This window comes from Shewanella sp. Actino-trap-3, from assembly GCF_002836275.1.
Lineage (GTDB): Bacteria > Pseudomonadota > Gammaproteobacteria > Enterobacterales > Shewanellaceae > Shewanella > Shewanella psychromarinicola.
Genome location: NZ_PJCE01000001.1, coordinates 3748906 through 3767324, shown reverse-complemented (window position 1 = coordinate 3767324; position 18419 = coordinate 3748906). Strand labels below are relative to the sequence as shown.

The 18419-nt window shown below is 44.2% G+C and carries 13 protein-coding genes; 7 read left to right on the top strand and 6 right to left on the bottom strand.

The window, feature by feature from the left end; all coding sequences use genetic code 11:
* Positions 1-169: 169 nt before the first annotated feature.
* A complete protein-coding gene (locus tag CXF80_RS16230) occupies positions 170-631 on the top strand; it encodes a YhcH/YjgK/YiaL family protein (RefSeq protein WP_101033970.1) in 462 nt (153 codons plus the stop codon).
* A 361-nt stretch (positions 632-992) separates the two neighbouring features.
* Positions 993-1916: a manganese-dependent inorganic pyrophosphatase gene (locus tag CXF80_RS16225; RefSeq protein WP_101033969.1), complete on the top strand. Its 924-nt coding sequence runs from the start codon at positions 993-995 to the stop codon at positions 1914-1916.
* Positions 1917-2029: 113 nt separating this feature from the next.
* Here the strand turns inward: CXF80_RS16225 and CXF80_RS16220 are convergent, their stop codons facing one another.
* The 4 genes from CXF80_RS16220 to CXF80_RS16205 all read right to left on the bottom strand — a co-directional run bounded on the left by CXF80_RS16220 (position 2030) and on the right by CXF80_RS16205 (position 7154).
* Positions 2030-2431, bottom strand: coding sequence for a DUF1850 domain-containing protein (locus CXF80_RS16220; RefSeq protein WP_101033968.1), 402 nt, complete (start codon positions 2429-2431; stop codon positions 2030-2032).
* On the bottom strand, positions 2431-4488 hold the full coding sequence (locus tag CXF80_RS16215; protein WP_198554781.1) for a TRAP transporter permease: 2058 nt from the start codon (positions 4486-4488) through the stop codon (positions 2431-2433). The genes CXF80_RS16220 and CXF80_RS16215 overlap by 1 nt, the downstream gene beginning before the upstream one ends.
* Positions 4489-4591: 103 nt before the next feature.
* Positions 4592-5545 carry a TAXI family TRAP transporter solute-binding subunit gene (locus tag CXF80_RS16210; RefSeq protein WP_101033967.1) on the bottom strand — a complete coding sequence of 318 codons (954 nt, stop codon included), beginning with the start codon at positions 5543-5545 and terminating at the stop codon, positions 4592-4594.
* A 331-nt stretch (positions 5546-5876) separates the two neighbouring features.
* Complete coding sequence (locus CXF80_RS16205) at positions 5877-7154, bottom strand: glycerophosphodiester phosphodiesterase family protein (RefSeq protein WP_101033966.1); 1278 nt, start codon at positions 7152-7154, stop codon at positions 5877-5879.
* A gap of 205 nt (positions 7155-7359) precedes the next feature.
* On the opposite strand from CXF80_RS16205, the gene CXF80_RS16200 reads away from it, so the two are divergent.
* The 5 genes from CXF80_RS16200 to CXF80_RS16180 all read left to right on the top strand — a co-directional run bounded on the left by CXF80_RS16200 (position 7360) and on the right by CXF80_RS16180 (position 13851).
* Entirely contained in the window at positions 7360-8001 is a 642-nt protein-coding gene (locus CXF80_RS16200; protein WP_101033965.1) for a DsbA family protein, read from the top strand.
* A 381-nt stretch (positions 8002-8382) separates the two neighbouring features.
* Positions 8383-9060, top strand: coding sequence for a monofunctional biosynthetic peptidoglycan transglycosylase (gene mtgA / locus CXF80_RS16195; protein ID WP_101033964.1), 678 nt, complete (start codon positions 8383-8385; stop codon positions 9058-9060).
* Positions 9061-9376: 316 nt separating this feature from the next.
* A complete protein-coding gene (locus CXF80_RS16190; RefSeq protein ID WP_101033963.1) occupies positions 9377-11311 on the top strand; it encodes a B12-binding domain-containing radical SAM protein in 1935 nt (644 codons plus the stop codon).
* A gap of 753 nt (positions 11312-12064) precedes the next feature.
* Positions 12065-12454, top strand: coding sequence for a DUF3718 domain-containing protein (locus CXF80_RS16185; protein WP_101033962.1), 390 nt, complete (start codon positions 12065-12067; stop codon positions 12452-12454).
* An 800-nt stretch (positions 12455-13254) separates the two neighbouring features.
* Positions 13255-13851 (top strand): protein tyrosine phosphatase family protein, encoded by a 597-nt coding sequence (locus CXF80_RS16180; RefSeq protein WP_101033961.1) that lies wholly within the window; start codon positions 13255-13257, stop codon positions 13849-13851.
* 546 nt (positions 13852-14397) lie between these two features.
* Here the strand turns inward: CXF80_RS16180 and CXF80_RS16175 are convergent.
* The gene (locus CXF80_RS16175; RefSeq protein ID WP_101033960.1) at positions 14398-15372 is read right to left on the bottom strand and encodes a hypothetical protein; all 975 of its coding nucleotides are present in this window, start codon (positions 15370-15372) and stop codon (positions 14398-14400) included.
* Between the two features lie 287 nt (positions 15373-15659).
* On the bottom strand, positions 15660-18344 hold the full coding sequence (locus tag CXF80_RS16170; RefSeq protein WP_101033959.1) for a TonB-dependent receptor domain-containing protein: 2685 nt from the start codon (positions 18342-18344) through the stop codon (positions 15660-15662).
* Between the last annotated feature and the right edge of the window lie 75 nt (positions 18345-18419).

Sequence of the window (18419 nt, the reverse complement as noted above, 5' to 3'; positions counted from 1 at the left end):
ACCAATCAAGGCTCATGTATGGATAAAAATGAGGATATTAACTCAGCTCTGTCGTGCAGGTAATTTACAATTCTTATTATATTTTTAATGCTGTTGTGTTTGTAAAACAGTATGCTTTAGCGCTAACACGCTATGATGTTTTTGTGGCTTTTACTTTACGGAATTTTTTATGATTGTTGATACTTTAGCCAATCGTCACCTTTATACACCGCTCAACCCGAGATTAGCCATAGCGTTAACCCATCTCGCCGACACAGACTTTAGTCAGCTTGAAGTGGGAACCTACCCGCTTGAAGGCAAAAATATTTTCGTTATCGTCAATGATTATGAAACCAAACCCAAAGAAATAGAGCCGTTTGAAGTTCATCAACAATACATTGATGTGCAATATGTGGTCAGCGGTGAAGAAGAATTTGGTTATTTACCCTTGGCCAATCAAACGCCTTCTAAGCCCTATTTTGACAAACATGACTATGCTGAATACGATTATGAATCTAACAAAGATGACGCGGCATTTATTCCTCTAAAAGCGGGCATGTTCGCGCTGTTTTTTCCCGGCGATATACATATGCCAGGCACCAGTGCAACGCCACAAAAAGTCCGTAAAGTGGTGATTAAAGTTCGGCTATAACAAAATAGCGAGATCAAGATAGCCTCAGCTCAGTCCAACTATGGATATTATGGCAAAATATCGCTATCTAACCAAAGTCTGCTAAAGTTAATCCATGCACACCATATCTCTTAACATCCCTGTGATATCTGAGCTAGAGACAAATGTGTCATACCTGAGCTAATGACGAATGTGCATTTACCCTTGGTAAGATAGAAAGGCCCCGAGACTCTCCGCTTGGGGCTTTTTTTTGAGCCATTGATAGCTCATATCATCAACGATAAGCTTGATCTGGTAAGTTGAATCAATCAAGTGTTGTTTTTTAATGCGATGAAGATTAATCCTTGTTAAAATCATCATAACTTTATAGGAGAGTGTTTCAATGGCAATGTATGTAGTGGGTCACAAGATCCCTGATTCAGATTCAATTTGTGGTGCTATCGCATTAGCATATTTAAAAAACCAAATCGATGAACCGGCCATTGCGGCCCGTTTAGGCGAATTATCACCAGAAACCGCATTTATTCTAGAGAAATTTGGTTTTGAAGCGCCAGAATACAAAACCAGTTATGCTGGCGAAGAAGTCTATATTGTTGACCATTCAGAAGTTACTCAAGCCCCAGATGATATCGCTCAAGCGACTATTGTGGGGATTGTTGATCACCATAAATTAGGCGACCTAACCACTTCGACTCCGCTAGAGTGTTGGATCCGCCCCGTGGGTTGCAGCAACACTGTGATTAAAATGATGTACGATTTTTACCAAGTAGAAATCCCTGCAAACATCGCTGGTATTATGATGTGTGCCATTTTAAGTGACACGGTCATTTTTAAATCACCCACCTGCACCACTGCAGACATTCGTTGTGTTGAAGCATTAGCTAAAATCGCCGGTATTGAAGACTTTAAAGCACTCGGCATGGATATGTTTAAAGTCAAATCAGCGGTTGAAGGCACGCCGGCGCGCGACTTAGTTATGCGTGATTTTAAAGACTTTAACATGAACGGTAACTTGGTCGGTATTGGTCAGTTAGAAGTGATCGACTTATCTGTATTTGACTCAATCAAAGCAGATTTAGCCGCGGATATCGTTAAACTGAAAGCCGAAGGTAATCGCCACAGCGTATTATTACTGCTAACCGATATCATGAAAGAAGGCTCAGAAATGTTGGTAATTTCTGACTTAGCAGACTTAACTGAGCGCGCTTACGGTAAGCCTACCGTCGATGGTAAAGTGTGGTTAGACGGCGTATTAAGCCGTAAGAAACAAGTAGTACCCGCACTGCAAGATATTTTTTCAAAGTAAGTCTTTGTCAAAACGCTTCATAAAGAAAAAGCTGGATCCTTGATTCAGCTTTTTTTATGTCTAAAACGAGGCAAACAACATGATGCATTATGCGAACTGACGTCACAATGTCACTACCCAATATCGCAGCCCCATAACTCTATCAATGGCTGTTCAACTGTCGGCTCTCCGACCCAAAAACTCATTGGGTGACATTGTTGCTCGCGCTGAGCAGATGAAACACACAGCTGGTAATCACCTGCTTCTGGGGTACGACCAAGTTTTAGCATCGGCAAGATAGGTAAATGGGGGGTGTAATGCCAGCTGCCATTGTTTAACACGGCATCCAACGGTATCTCCATCCCTGCACCACTGCCTTTTACCCTTGCTTGCTCTAAGATAAACCCGTCAGGCTGCAAGCGATAATCTTCTGCCCAACGAATTTTTTCAATCGTGTGGGTCCACGATAAAGTCATTTTCTCAGCAGGTACTTGAGCCCATATTGTGCCCGCTAGGCCTAAACATAATCCTAGCATTATTTGTCCTGTGCTAAACGTTGTAACTTACGTGCACGCCACAGGTGCTGTAACATAAACGCCAGTGCCAAACCAAAACCTAACTCATCACTTAATGGCGTCGCCATAATTAAACAACCACCGGCAATAAAGCCTAAAATACGCTCCCACCAATAAAGGTTTTGGAATAAATACCCAGTAAAGATAATTCCCCAAATCCCAATTGCAACCGTCGCTTTAAGCACCACAAAAAGGGTATCCAACACGCCACCACTTTGGAGCATTAACGCTGGTTCGTATACCGCCATAAAGGGAATAATAAACCCAGCGATAGCAATACGAATAGCCCACAAGCTGATTTTTAAGCCTTTCTCTTTCGCTATTGGCGCTGCCGCAAAACACGCTAGCGCAACAGGCGGGGTAAGGTCTGCCATGATGCCAAAGTAAAACACAAACATATGCGACACAATTAACGGCACGCCTAAATCCAGTAACGCTGGCGCAGCAATTGAGCTGGTAATAATGTAGTTAGGAATAGTTGGGATCCCCATGCCTAAAATGAGACACGTTACCATGGTCAGTATTAACGATAAAAACAGGTTATCTTGGCCAACCGCCAAAATATAACCGGCAAAGGTAGAGGCAATACCCGTAAGTGACACAATGCCAATAATCACTCCAACCAATGCACACGCTATTCCAACGGGTACTGCATGACGAGCACCTTCTACCAAGGCATGTAAGCACAGTTGAAGGGTTTCTTTACCGCCTTTAACAAACCAACAAATAACCACCAGCAGCGCAATAACCCCAAACATCACCCCGATGCCTAATTGAAAGAAACCAGCACATAACACCCCTAGCGCTATCCAAAAAACAAACCGCATCGCAGCTGATGATAGATTGAGAATAATGGCCGAACCTAAAATCACAATAGCAGTTAGTGCTAACCCCACCATCCCAGAAAACAGTGGCGTGCGACCAGAGAACAACAAGCCAATCAAAATAAATAACGGGATGAGTAAGTACCAACGTAGCTTAATCGCTGCCCACGGATCAGGACACTGATCTTTGGGTAAGCCCGATAAATTGGCGCGTTTAGCTTCTAAATGCACCATCCAGAACACCGAGCAAAAATACAGTACAGCGGGGATCATCGCTGCTTTTGCAATTTCAATAAATTGCACGTTAATGGTTTCAGCCATAATAAAGGCTACTGCGCCCATAATCGGCGGCATAATTTGGCTGCCCATACTGGACGTGGCCTCAACCCCGCCCGCAAAAGCAGATCGATAACCAAAACGCTTCATTAACGGAATCGTAAACTGGCCAGTGGTCACCACATTAGCCACACCGGATCCAGTAATGGTGCCCATTAGTGCCGATGACACCACAGATACTTTTGCGGGTCCACCGACTTTATGGCCAAATAATCCCATGGCAAAATCGGTAAATAAGCGGATCATCCCAGCTTGCTCTAAAAAGGCCCCAAACAGAATAAACAAGAAAATATACGTCGCTGATACATAGGTTGGCGTGCCATATAAGCCTTCTGTGCCAAAGGCTAACTGGTTAATAATTTGATCAAAACCATACCCTCTGTGCATCAGTTCACCGGGCAAATACTCACCAAACAAACCATAAGCCAGAAATAAACCACAAATGATCGGCAGGGCAATGCCCATCACTCGCCTTGCCGCTTCAAACACTAGAGCGACTAATACCACACCAATAATCATGTCATTTTGAGTTAAGTCACCGGAACGTTGAATTAAGTCGGCTTCAAACACCCATTGATAAGCCGCGGTAGTCATACCCGCTAAGCCGAGTATCCAGGCTAAGGGTTGCCATGGCTGGCTTTTGCCGATACCTGGATAGCTAATAAATACCACTAATAATAAAAAACCCACATGCACGGCGCGTAACACTTGGGTTGAAACAGGATGAAATGCTGCGGTGGTAATTTGGAAAATAGAAAAAATGAGTGCCACGAAAAATAGGGCTTTTGGCCAATCTCGGGTATCAGCACTTAAGCCTTGTTGCGACATAATAGTCTGGTTATTGGATGGCTCGCTCATGGTATACCTCTACCCTTACTACAGCTAAAAATGGTATGCCGAAAGACAAAAACACATAAGCGCTTGCTTAGGTTAAGCAAGCGCTCGCAAAGTAAAAATGAGATTACAATGCATTCACCTCTTTGTAGTAACGCTCTGCACCTGGATGCATTGGAATAGGCAGATTTTTGGTCGCTGTGTCTAAACTGATAGCCTTAGCGGCAGAGTGTGCCGTACCTAAACGATCCAAGTTTTCAAACATGAGTTTAGTCATTTGATAGGCGATTTCATCAGATACCTTACTATGGCTTACCAATAAATTCTGAATCGACACCGTACTAATATCGGTAGTTTGACCTTCATAGGTATTGGCAGTAATCACCCCTACTTGATAAGCGGGATTATTAATTTTAGCCACGATATCTGCGGGGATCTCGACAAAGTTAATCGCCATGGTGGCGGCTAAATCACGAATGGCCGCCATACCTAGGCCAGACGATTGTAAGGTCGCATCCAATTGACGGTTTTTAATTAGCTCAACTGATTCGGCATAAGGCAGAAATTCCACTTTCCCCATATCGTCATAGCTTAAGCCTGCAGCACTAAAAATAGCGCGAGCGTTTAGCTCAGTACCAGATTTAGGCGCCCCCACAGAAATACGTTTGCCTTTTAAATCGGCAAGGCTATTAATCCCTGCATCTTTATTGGCGACAATTTGGATAAAATTAGGATATGTTGCGGCAATGACACGTAATTTGTTCAACGGTGTCTTAAAACCTGCTTCAGCATCACCCGCCCATGCAGCCGATACCGAATCACCTAACGCAAGTGCTAATTCGCCACGTCCAGCTTGTAATAAATTAAGGTTTTCAACAGACGCTTTAGTCGCTTGAACAGAGGTTTTAGAGCCTTCAATACCATTACTATACAGTTGTGAAAGAGCAACACCGATAGGATAATACACACCACTGGTACCGCCAGTAAGAATATTAATAAATGTCGGTGCCGCCATAACAGCCGTACTAATAGACAGCGCGGCCGCCGCGCCAATCATGCAAAAACGTTTGGTTAGTTTCATCCTAAATATCCTTATTTTATATATGGTTATAGGTCTTATTGTGCTATAACACTACCACTGACATCCTCTGCGAGCTATATAGACTAAAGGCTAGCCACATCGCTATAAACCTCATTTATGTCACTATTTCGGTCGCTTCGATAATACATCAACAAGTGACATTAGCGTTTATCATCGCCCACTCGCTCGAAGCTTGGTTGAGCCGTGAGCAATTAATCTTCTATCACAACGAGTATAGTGAATAGAATAAAAAAGGTGCCAACAATGTCAGCACCTTCTTGATAAGTTCAGTTTATCCCTGCTAAATAAGGGACAATAATACTGTTAATCGTTACATATCCATGCAGTTAGCATAATAGGTCACGGTAGCGGGCCAGTCGGAAAACACACCGATTACGCCAACATCTTTTGCCAGTACATCTAACAGCTCAAAAGTGTCACCTTCGTTATCAACCACGTCGGCAATACTTTGATAGTACCAACCGCCGCCACCTTGGCTCAGTGGGCCTGAACGCTCAAGTGACCATGCAATAATTTTTAAGCCAGCTGCATTAGCCGCTTTAGCATATTCAGAAGGTACGATGGCCTTGTTATTATCTAAAGTGACTAACATCCATAACGGTGGCGCGATAATTTTTACGCCATCAGCGGCCAAGGTATCCATACTCGGTGACCAAGTCGCGCTATTTTGCGAGTCAAATCCAGCCTGCTCGTCACGGCCATCTAGGTATACCGCTTGATCGGCAAATTCAGGCGCATTGGCTATCCAATATTTTACGTCATCTAAATTAAATGATTGCGGAAATACTTGCGATGCATCGACACCTGCTGCGGCATACTCATCTAGCATTTTCTGGGCGTAATCTTGCTGAGTAAAGCCATCATAGGGCATGCTGACACTAGCCGACTTAAGCTCTGGAGTCATCTTTACTCCAGCCGCTTTGAATAAGGCAATACTTTCAGCATGAGTCATTAAAGTGCCATTACCGGCATATAAATCGGTGCGCCAATTTGGCGTGCCGTCCATAAACTCTTCGACTGTGGTGGCATTGGGGTTAAAGCCGTCCATTTTGCCTTTTAGGGTGTTAAATTCAGCTAAACTGATATCGCTAGTACAACAAGTCGCCGTAGCGCTGACACCGTTAACAGCATCGGCGGGTAAAAATGGCTCTGAACATTTATTGGCTAGGGCTGGAATGGACAGAATATTGGTGGTAGTGGCTAAATCACACTGTGAATGACGACACACGAGCGCTTTATCTGCGGTAAAGGTCACATCACATTCAACAATACCAGCACCGGAATCGATGGCTGCTTGATAGGCTTCTTTAGTGTGTTCAGGGAATTGCATCGATGCACCACGGTGGCCAATCGAGAAATCAGTCCGGTAAAATGAATTTGAAGCACATTGCGCTAATTGATCTTTTAACTCACTGTCTTGCATTTGACCGACTAAAAATAGCGGTCTAGGGCCCACTTGAGCGCTGACACTTTTATTCAATTCTGTTGCTACGCTGGTATTATTATCGTTACTGTTACAGCCTGAGACCCATAACATACTGGTCAAAATCGAAATAATACCCAGTGTGACACTGTTTTTCCTTGTCATCTTTTTGCTCCATATTGTCATGCATGTCTGTTGTAATGCAGGGTTGATTGACTCATTATCGCCACCAGCTTACGCAATGAATATGACTAAAATATAGAATTAATATGACAATAATAACCCTAAATAGATAAAACGATAATAGTGATACCAACGATAGTAGCGAATAACAGCAGTAGCGTTTTAACGCTTAACAACGAGGTCCATAATGCCTAACACAACACTCTATTATATTCACGACCCTATGTGCAGTTGGTGTTGGGGATATCGCCCCACATGGGACACGCTGCAAGCTCAACTGCAGCAGCAATTGGGCCAACAGTTAACCATCAAATACTTGGTCGGGGGGTTGGCGCCAGATTCAGATCTCCCAATGCCACGACCGATGCAGCAAATGTTACAACAAACGTGGCAAAAGATTACTCAACAACTGGGCACTAAATTTAATCATGACTTTTGGCATCTCTGCCAACCCAGGCGATCGACTTATCCAGCGTGTCGAGCCAGTATCATTGCTCGTCAATATGGGCTTGAAAAACAAATGATTAATGCGATTCAACAGGCGTATTACTTGAATGCGAAAAACCCATCTGATCTCGATACTTTAGTGGCTATCGCGATTCAAGTTGGCATCCCTGAAGCACCTTTCGTTGAACAATTAACCGCTAATGACATAGACAAACAACTGTTGCAAGAAATTAACCTTGCTGGTCAACTTCCTATTCAAGGGTTTCCATCATTGGTATTGATGGTCGATAACAACGCCTATTCTATTAGGCTTGATTATCATCAATGGCAAACCAGCTTGGCAGACATCCGCACTATCTTGTCAAATATCAAACCTTGTTGAGGAACTTATATGAAAAGATTTTATCGCTATGGATTACTGTTGAGCAGCTTATTGTTGGTTAACTTAACCTGAAGTAGCAATTATATGGCCAATATAGATACTGGCAAGCTTGCCGAGATTAACCCCATTAACGTTTAATAATGAGTAAGTGATAACCGCAGGATTGCCCACGCTGGATCACTTTAAAATGAGTATCACATTGTGACCACCTTAGGCATTATTGCGGCTTAATGAATCTGTATACCGATATGAGGTAAACTTCCCTCGAGAGATAAAGTTTGAACGACGTTTATTAGCGTTTGGTCTTGATGCTCAATATCCTATACTCTTGCACGTCGAAGACGACAAAGCCTCAAAGGCTGACATAACCAGAGGCAGTGAATGGCAAATCGTAAACGAGGTTTTTTGGGTTGGACATGGTTTGTTATGTGGCGGTTGTTGCTATTACTGGCGCTATTGTTACTGGTGTTTCGATTTGTGGCGCCACCGACTACGTCATTTATGCTGCAAAGCCCTTATCCGGTTACCCAACACTGGATAAGTATTGATGAGTTGCCGTCGCAGATACCGCTAGCCATGGTTGCCTCAGAAGATCAGCTGTTTCCAGAGCATTTCGGTGTCGATTTTGCCGCCATCAGTAAAGCCCTTAATCAGTACGACGACGGCGAAGGTCTTCGTGGTGCCAGCACCATCAGCCAACAAACCGCAAAAAACCTCTTACTATGGCCGGGACAAAGCTTTGTTCGTAAAGGTCTGGAAGCCATGTTGGCCTTAAGCCTTGAAGCGATTTGGGGCAAAAGACGTATCTTAGAAGTGTATGTCAACGTGGCAGAGTTTGGTAAAGGGATTTACGGCGTAGAAGCGGCTAGCCAGCATTATTTTAATAAATCGGCTCGCTATCTAACCCGTAATGAAGCCGCGCGCCTAGCCGTGCTATTGCCCAGCCCTCGCAATCGCGACCCTCGTAATTTAAGCCCTTATTTTCGCCAGAGAGTAGTCTGGGTTGAACAGCAAATGCAACAACTTGGCACTGGTTATCTAGCGCCCATCCTTAATTAAAGCATTAGCAGGGTCAGATGAAAATTCAGTCCATCTGACTCGACTTACTCGACCGCTTAATCAGCGTGCCTCGCAGTCCTGATCGCACGGTTAAAAAGCATAAAGTCGACACTGACGACTATTCCGCCTCAAATGGCGAAGCATATGATCAATCCAGACGGCGCAATCAACCAGTGATCAATCAACCATTTTCTAATCTACTGGGATTTTTTACAGGTCATTTGTTAGAATTCATTATTATTTTATGGCAGCGGCATTTGCTGCCATTATTCTGTTTCGCAATAAGCATTCAGGTTTTACTATTTAAAGGCAGGTTATGACCGTTCTTCTAATGACTCCACCTATGACCCAGCTAAATACGCCGTATCCGGCAACAGCGTATTTGACTGGTTTTTTACGCTCACGAGGCTATGAGGCGGTTCAGCGAGATCCTGCTATTGAGCTTTTCCTTGAGATGATGACGGCGCCTGCGCTGGAGATTATCCGTCAACATGTGGAAGAAAACTTCGAGCATTTTGAAGACAATGAGCTACCTGATGTGATCTTTAATTTTCTAGCCGAATACGATCGTTACCATCTAGCCGTTGAGCCTGCCATTCGCTTTTTGCAGGGTAAAGATCCAAGCCTAGCAATGCGGATTAACTCACGGCGTTTTTTACCAGAAGGCCCAGCATTTGACACTATAGCCCAGATGGAAGAGATATCTGGCGATGTGTTGCAAGCGGCCTTTGGCAATTTAGGCGTACAAGATAAAGCCAAATATCTCGCCACCCTGTTTATTAATGATCTGTCGAACGTGATTACTCAGGGGGTTGATCCTTACTTTGAAGTCAGCCGCTATGGCGAAAAATTAGCGTCGGCCAACCCAAGCTTTGACAACCTCTACGACACCTTGATGGGAGACCCTAGTTTCAGCTCGGAAATTTTGGAACAGTTGGTCGAGCAGTATCTAGAAGAAACTCAGCCTAGCGTGGTCGCGTTAACAGTGCCTTTTCCCGGTAACATGCTCGGCGCTTTGCGTATTGCGCAAACCTGTAAAGCCATCAATCCTGAGCTTCCCATCGTCATGGGCGGTGGTTTTGTCAATACTGAGCTGCGCGCACTCAAAGACCCTCGCGTATTTGAGTTTGTCGACTTTATCTGTCTTGACGACGGCGAACGCCCACTTATCACCCTGCTGGAATACTTTGAAGGCAAGCGCGAGATAGACGAGTTAGTGCGAACCTATTTCCTCGCAGAAGATGAAAATGGTCAAGCCTACGTCCACTTAAATCAAAACGAACTGCTACACGACATTCCACAGGTCGACGTTGGCGCGCCCATTTACGATGGCTTGCCATTGGGCGAATACCTGTCTTTATGTGAAATGCTCAATCCTATGCACCGTATTTGGAGTGATGGCCGCTGGAATAAACTGACCATAGCCCATGGCTGTTACTGGCGTAAATGCAGCTTTTGCGATGTCAGTTTGGACTACATCGACCGCTACGATACTGCTGGCGCGGATATTCTGGTGGACCGCATCGAAGCGCTTATTGAAGAAACCGGACAAACAGGTTTCCATTTTGTCGATGAAGCCCTACCGCCAAAAACCTTATTCGCGTTTGCAAAACGGCTCATTGAACGCAACGTGGTGATTAGCTGGTGGGGCAACATTCGTTTTGAGCGTACATTTAGTCCAGCGCGTTGCCAGTTACTGGCGGACTCGGGTTGTATCGCAGTCAGCGGCGGCCTTGAAGTTGCGTCAGACAGACTATTGAAACTAATGAAAAAAGGCGTGAGTGTTGAGCGAGTCGCCCATGTCACCAAAGCCTTTAGTGATGCCGGTATCTTGGTGCATGCCTATTTAATGTATGGCTTTCCAACACAAACCGAACAAGAGACTATCGATTCGCTGGAAATGGTGCGCCAATTGATGCAGCAAGGCTGTTTCCAGTCCGCCTACTGGCATCGTTTTGTGGCCACCATCCACAGCCCTATTGGCTTGAACCCAGAGCAGTTTGGTATCACCCTTGCTGAACGCCCAGAGATCTTATTCGCTGAAAACGATGTGGATTTCACCGACCCAACCGGCACCGATCATGACATGCTGGGCGAAGGACTGCGTAAGGCGCTCTACAATTATATGCACGGTATCGGCTTTGACCAACCAATGAGCTTTTGGTTTAACCAACCTCTCGCACGCACTACGATGAAGAAAGACCTGATCTCAAAAGCGATTAGCAATTTTATTTTGAGCAGTGAAGAGTAAATAACCTCAGCTCGGGATATTGCATTGAAATAAGCAAAGCAAAGAAGCTCGATGGCATATTTCTGGGTAGAGACGTGTTAGTGAGCTTCTTGCTTAATCGCTAAGACTAAAAAACTTGTCAGTCAAAATTTCGCTATACAGGCTAATCATGGCCCTACTTATGTAAGACAAGGGTCACCGACAGTCGACTTGCAAATGGCTATGGTGCACCTTTCGATATTTTCCTAATCTTTTGCCTTTAAAAGGCTAAGTCAATATTTCACAATGGGAATTTAACTATGGGTCGCTTGGTTCGACAGTTCTTGGTTCGACATTATGATTCTTTATTAGTAGCCCGGCCATGGTAGTAGCAAACCACACTTTGTTACACTTGCACACAGTCTAGCAACACAGTTTTAGCAAGCTATGGCTATACTAAAATTAGAATTACGTGTACCTGTGGCACTTGTGTGCCAGCCTCAGCCTAAGCCGGTATAAGCCATCATAATGCAGACACAATTAAGTTTTATGTGGTTGGTTTGGCTATGGCATCGACCTCGAGGAATACGGACTGAAGGCGAACGAGTGTTTCTATCGTGGACAGGTTATCTGTGACAGCGCTTCTTGGCGAAGATGGAGTGGATGTTACCGTGATTCTTGCGAACTTTTCCTGTGCGCAAGGTGTTGCATAGCATTCGTTTGTAACAACCAGGCAAGAATGAAGCACTGGGCTCGGGGCAAACAAGACTCCCGATCTCATCATTGGAGGTTAACATGAACATTCAACTCACCATTCCAGCACTGCTGCTGAGCAGCTTAGCACTGAGTGCACAAGCAGAAAACTATGTATTTATAGCCCAGGATAACAGTCAAGAAACCAAGACTTGCATCTTGGCGGGTCACGACAACAATGCCAAGTTGAGACGCCAGCTACTTTCTGATAGCGATAGTTTAAGGTACAGCGTCAACAGTATTTCCTGTAATGGCCTTAGTCTGGCCCAGTTTTCACACAAATATGAAGCTTGGGGCAACTTGGCGTTTTTAAACCGTCACAGTAAGGCCAGTAATCAGGTACTGGGAACGGTAACAATCGAGGACATCGCAGCCACAAATGACAGATTTAGCGACGACATCACAGTGTTCGTCTATGTATCTGCAAAATAGCAGGAGGACAAGCCTGTAAGATTAGGTTTCGATTTAGCGTCTCTTTAGCTTAAAACGGGACGCTTGAGTCGGAACATGTAAGAAGCGAATACTTAGGGTGGTATGGTTTCTTTCGGTGAAAGATGTGGAGCATACAGCCCTAAGAAAACTAACATCGCCACCTACTTTTTTTATTAACACTCCCCCCCAGTGGCCTCGCGACGATAGTTTTTTGGGCTATAACCCAATATGTCAGACTCAAAGATATGGGGTTACTTTTAGCCATGCATGGCAGTGTAAATTTTACTTGAATCCAGCAGTATGCCGTAACGCCACTTAAAGCGACGAGTAACAGTTTGGCTAAATGTGCGAAACGCTAGCCAACGGTTACTCGTCTGAAACTATGCTGAAACTATGCCACCCATTTTTATGATGAATTAACATAACTGCTTTTTAGCTTTGATTGCGATAGCCTTCAGCACTATTCAAATGTATAAATTAAAGGAAATCATCAACGAACTGAGCGCTAGATGGAAAACAGTGAGCAATGCGGCAGATTCAAAGCAGCACTAGCGGCTTGATTGATATCAAGCGGGTAATGAGGTTATTATTTTAGTTTTAGTCCTAGTTTTAACTCTATTTTTAGGGAATTAGCCTTAAGCACGCATCCAGTAGTGACAGATGTGATGTACTGTGTCGTTGCATTCGTCTTAGCTACTCACAATATTCAGTTTTAGTCGATACGATTCAACAAGGCTATTATCATTAGGGTAAAAATTCGCTACGCGTTATCACGCATCAAATTAATCTAAGGGATCCACATGAATATACTGCAACGTTATCGCCTACTGTCAGCCAGCTTATTGATATCTTGTTTCTTTTTTAGTGCGGGAGTGTTCAGTGCCGATGTGAACAGTACAGGCAGCATGGCGAATATTGACACCAACACACTTGGCGACATAAAAGCAGTTAAATTTAATAATCCACAAGTGATTACTGCAGGTTTACCCACAGAGCAACAATTTGCACAACTCGCTCAAGCTGGTATCAAAACGGTGATTAATCTCATTCCCAATGACAACCCAAACGCCTTACAAAATGAGCAGCAAATCGTCACTCAACTCGGTATGAACTATCACAATATTAGCGTGGACTGGCAGCAGCCTACACCAGAAAATCTACAGCAATTTTTTAGCCTGATGGACCAGAATGGCGATGCCCCTGTGCTAGTCCATTGCGCGGCTAATTATCGAGCATCAGCCTTTTATTATTTATACCAAACCCGCCAAAACAAAGCACCGACGATGGCCGAAGCACTCACCCCTTGGGGCGACTTACAACAAAGCTTTGCTGAATATCCTCAGTGGCAACAACTGATAGAAGACACAAAACAGCAATATCAAACCAAGCAACAGTAATGTAAATACCGCGAGCCCATTAGCTGAAACAGACAATTTTTTTGTTTGCGACTTTTGCGTATTTTGCTTTGAAACCTTCAGTATTCAATAAATTGAGGCCGTTGAAGACTCTTTATAAAAGAATGCGTGAGCCTGACAGGACGTCAGGCTAGCTTTCGAGGGGAAGGGTCGTTCTTTGGCATCTGACCCATATGGACATGGGGAATGTCATTTGATGTCGGGAACATTATTGACCATGCCACCACGACATTCGTGAGTCCATTCACATCAGATCCCCATCGGAAGCGTTAACATTTTCACTCTTTACTGCAAGATGGGCCGAAGCAGTCTACAAACGAAGTCACAAGCTGGATCGTACCACGTCGCGAAATTATCGCTTCTATTGCTTAAATCACATTGGGATAATGTTGATGTGGCGGCTGGGCCAATTCTTTGAATAAAAAGTAAAGAGGAAACAGCCGTTGGTTTCCTCTTGGTCTGGTGTGGGTGAAGCACCACGACCTTAGTGGCCGCAGGCAATATCTAAAAAATAAAGAAAAAAACCTACTATTGAGTATGAAAACCTTTCAAATCCATTTTATACAAAGGCGCTGGCAGCATCTCTGATGTAATAAAAATGCTGCTACCCTCTTGGCTAAAACTAACCGCTTCAGCTTGTTTTATCGCTGGCAGAGCAATCTCTTGTGGCGCTGTAGAAAACAGCGTTAACCAATCGCCAGGCTGTGATTGGGTAAAATAGAACGCGTGAGTGTAGGTTAATACTACAGCCGATAAACCATCCGCGGAGATATCCATCGCTGTCGGTTTTCCGGCAAAACCGGCCCAAGTATAGATACTGACATAATCGAGCATAGCCGTTGGTAATGGCGCTATTTCGCCCAACCTTTTGGCTTGTTTGTTAATCATTTGAACCGATGCATTCTTTGATGCGCCTTGCGCCGACGGAGCGATTAATGGCAACTCGTATAATATCGGCAGTTTATCGCGTTTGCTCAGTAACAGTATTTTTTGCTTAGCCACATCAACGGCTACGGATTCACAATCGTGTGCGCCATCTGGGTAGGTAAATGTCATGCTCCAACTGGGTTTAACCGACAGTGTTTTTTGTCCATTCAATTGGCTTAAATCAGGCTCTTTGATCAGGTGTAATTGATACTGAAATCGCTTCGCTTGGTTATCACCCACATCGGCTATCAATAAGTACGCTTCACCTTGGTAAACAAACGAGGCGATGTCTTCCCAATCAATGTTCTTTACACCGCTAATGTTTACTGTCGCGAGTTGATGACCTTGGGTATCAATGGCAAAAATTCTTGCCGAATCACCACTGTCGTTATGTACCCACAATATCTTGTCATTGAGCCTCGATACCGCCAAACCGCTGGCCTCGTCAATAGACGGGGCGGTAATGCTACCCGCTTGTGTCATCCCCAGTGGCATGGCGCATGCGCTGATCGATAACGCTAATATTACATAAATACCCAGTTTTAGGTGAATAGACAGGGGCGATATTGTGGGCATTAAGGCGGTTCCATTGAGAAATTAAGCATGAACGAATCCGTATTCTACCCAATTTGGTATTAAAAAGAGTCAATGTTTACACTGAGGTTAATTTATTTATCAGTTAGATAAGCTGAGTTTGTGTAGCGTTATATTGTTATTAAACAAAAAAGGCCACTTTCTTTGTTCCGAAGAAAGTGGCCGTGCACGTTTTTAGCGATTGAAATGATGAGTAAAAACCGCTAAAAACCAGTACTCTTTTAAACGTGACTATTGAGCGTAATAATTACACATGACCATTAAACGTATTAATACTCATAGCTAAGCTGCAAGGTGTATTCTGTGCCAGGGTCTTTGGCATACACTTGAATATCTTGCTGCTCGTATTCCGTTGTTTCACCTAAGATATTCTTCGCTTTTACTTTTACGGTAACGCTATCGGTCGGGAAGAAACTATAGGTAAAATCAAGGCTATGAAATGGCTTTTCAAATACGTCATCTAAACCACCTCGGCCACCATAGGCAATGCGTTCACCAAACACGTTATACACTAATGTGGCACTGTGATAACTGTCTGGCGAGTCGTAACTTAACTGTAAGTTAGCCACCCATTGTGAATGTCCGGTCATGCGGCGCGTTTTATTGGTTGGGTCGATTTCGCCGTTAGCAGCGATATCGATTTCTGAGTCGCCTAGGGTTAAGTTACCTGCGACAAAGAAGTCCTCCCAAATACTGCCATCGCTACCCAAAAACTCAAGCTCTTGCAAAAACTCGGTTTCAAGACCGTACACATAACCCGACTCGGCGTTATAAAATTTAAGCTGACGCCCCGCTTCTGAAATACGTTGAATAGGTTCAATCGGTGCGTCTACATCCTTATAGAATGCGCCCATACTGAAATTATTGCCCGAATCTGAGTAGTATTCCCAACGTAAGTCGAGGTTAAGAATGTCGGAGCTTTTAAGTTCTGGATTACCGAAGAAATCAAAACCGGTAACGGGATCTTGGAATCGAACGGGCGACACTTCACGCAGATCTGGTCGTACTATGGTTTTGCTCGCGCCTAAACGCCATTGGGTAGTATCGGTTTGTTTCCAGGTTAATGACAACGACGGGAACCAACCATCTTCAGCAATCACATAATCAGCCAAGTCGTAACGGCCGCCTTCATCTGAAATTTCACCATCAGGGTCGATAGGTAAAGTCACGCGGCGAAAATCTTCGTAGCGAATACCGGCATATACGCGCCAAACATCATCAAAGTCGATGTCCATGCTCACAAAGGCGGCATCGTTTTTCTCTGCAGCAATGTAGTCTTCAGTGTCGGTCGATGCGTCTTTCAGCTCTAGCCCTAAGGTATTGTCGGTAATGTTTTTATCCGAAAAAATATCATTAAAGTCACTCGCTAAAATGCCACCGTTAGCATCAGTTGGACTTAAATCGACATCAAAACCTAAACGGGTGGCATAGCTTTCACGGGTACGCTCAAAGTATTCATAACCGGTTGTCAGTTTAACCAATGCGCCGTCTAAATTGATTGGGTAAGTAAAGTCCCAGGCATAGTTTTGGCTGTCATCTTCTAAGCGGCTGTAGACATACTTTGGCGCATCTTGAGTGTTGAGGTTACGTGACAATAACTGGTTGTTTTCATCTAAAATCACATTATAGGTGTACGACACTTCATTAGGAGCATAGCGCTCTGAGCGGGCATCAGAAAACTTCCAGTTCACTTCAGCATCATTTAACAGCTCAATAAAATGATGACCTTTTATTTGGTTACTGATTAACGAACGTTCCTCGTAATCAATAGCATAAACTTGCAATGCATTAGGCTCACCCAGAGTATCGATGGTTTCTTCAAGCCCTATAGACACATCATCAGAGGTGTCTTGCAGATAAGTGGTGAAGGTTTCAATTTTATGGTTATAACCAATTTCTAAGCCTAAATTCAGCATGCCAGACACTTGCACAATCGAGTCGGTGCCGACGATGTCTTTTTGGTTTTCAACTTGTACTTGGCTGCTATCACCATCCAGTTCAACTTCGCGTTTAGTGTAGTTTTCGGCTTGCTGCTTGTACGACACCGCTGATAATGCACCAAAGATGATGTCGTCAGTAATGTCCCAACGATCACCAATGGCGATATCACCGCGCATTGCAGGATCAGTACTTTGACTTTGTACCGTCATATCGCGATACATGTCTAGTGCCAATTCGCGGTTAACTTGTTGTGCTGCGGGGTAACTTATAGCGCCATTAGAATTGCTCACGATATCAATTGGGCTAATTCCACCATATTGATTAATGGTGTTATTAATGTTGCTTGGCATGCTGCGAGTGCCATCATCTTGGCCGGTCCAATCATCGCCACCACCATTATAGGTGAAGCTGTCATCTGAATCATTGGTGTTATAACGACCGCCCACAGAGGCTTTAAAAAAGAAATCTGCTGGAATAGATTTAGTCCGAATATCCACATGTCCACCACCAAATGCGGCTGGAGAATTGGCAGAGGCTGACTTTTGCACCGATAACGATTCAATGATCGATGCAGGAAACATATCTAAAGGCACCACGTTACGGGTTGGATCCGGTGACGGCACTGTCGCGCCATTCAGTGAGGTACTTGAATAACGCTCACCTAAACCACGAACATAAATGAATTTGCCATCTTTTAAGGTTAAACCTGTCACACGACGAAGCGCTGCGGCTGCATCACCGTCACCGGTTCTTGAAATTTGTTCTGAGCCCATAATATCAGCTACAGCAATTTGTTCACGACGTTCTTCAGTTGCTTCTGATGCAGAGCTGCGTAAACGCCCAGTAACTGAAATCACTTCTATCGGTTCAATTGGGATCACTTCACCAGGATCGCGCGCAGGCGCTGGTTCTTGCGAGTATACGGGGGTAGCTGTTAATAGTGCCGCCGCAGAAATCACAGAGATAATGGCAAGACTTAACTTATTAACGGTAAAACTCGGCTTGGTTTTCATACTTAACTATCCTGTATGCGGTTCAGAGATAACCGCCCTTGCGGGCGGCTATTAATAGGTCACAGATTAATGTTA

Bases quoted from the DNA above. Each gene is read 5' to 3' on its own strand.
- CXF80_RS16180 (WP_101033961.1), top strand. From the start codon at position 13,255: ATGAATATACTGCAACGTTATCGCCTACTGTCAGCCAGCTTATTGATA.
- CXF80_RS16210 (WP_101033967.1), bottom strand. From the start codon at position 5,545: ATGAAACTAACCAAACGTTTTTGCATGATTGGCGCGGCGGCCGCGCTG.
- CXF80_RS16225 (WP_101033969.1), top strand. From the start codon at position 993: ATGGCAATGTATGTAGTGGGTCACAAGATCCCTGATTCAGATTCAATT.
- CXF80_RS16170 (WP_101033959.1), bottom strand. From the start codon at position 18,344: ATGAAAACCAAGCCGAGTTTTACCGTTAATAAGTTAAGTCTTGCCATT.
- CXF80_RS16200 (WP_101033965.1), top strand. From the start codon at position 7,360: ATGCCTAACACAACACTCTATTATATTCACGACCCTATGTGCAGTTGG.
- CXF80_RS16190 (WP_101033963.1), top strand. From the start codon at position 9,377: ATGACCGTTCTTCTAATGACTCCACCTATGACCCAGCTAAATACGCCG.
- CXF80_RS16215 (WP_198554781.1), bottom strand. From the start codon at position 4,488: ATGAGCGAGCCATCCAATAACCAGACTATTATGTCGCAACAAGGCTTA.
- CXF80_RS16230 (WP_101033970.1), top strand. From the start codon at position 170: ATGATTGTTGATACTTTAGCCAATCGTCACCTTTATACACCGCTCAAC.
- CXF80_RS16205 (WP_101033966.1), bottom strand. From the start codon at position 7,154: ATGACAAGGAAAAACAGTGTCACACTGGGTATTATTTCGATTTTGACC.
- CXF80_RS16185 (WP_101033962.1), top strand. From the start codon at position 12,065: ATGAACATTCAACTCACCATTCCAGCACTGCTGCTGAGCAGCTTAGCA.
- mtgA (WP_101033964.1), top strand. From the start codon at position 8,383: ATGGCAAATCGTAAACGAGGTTTTTTGGGTTGGACATGGTTTGTTATG.
- CXF80_RS16175 (WP_101033960.1), bottom strand. From the start codon at position 15,372: ATGCCCACAATATCGCCCCTGTCTATTCACCTAAAACTGGGTATTTAT.
- CXF80_RS16220 (WP_101033968.1), bottom strand. From the start codon at position 2,431: ATGCTAGGATTATGTTTAGGCCTAGCGGGCACAATATGGGCTCAAGTA.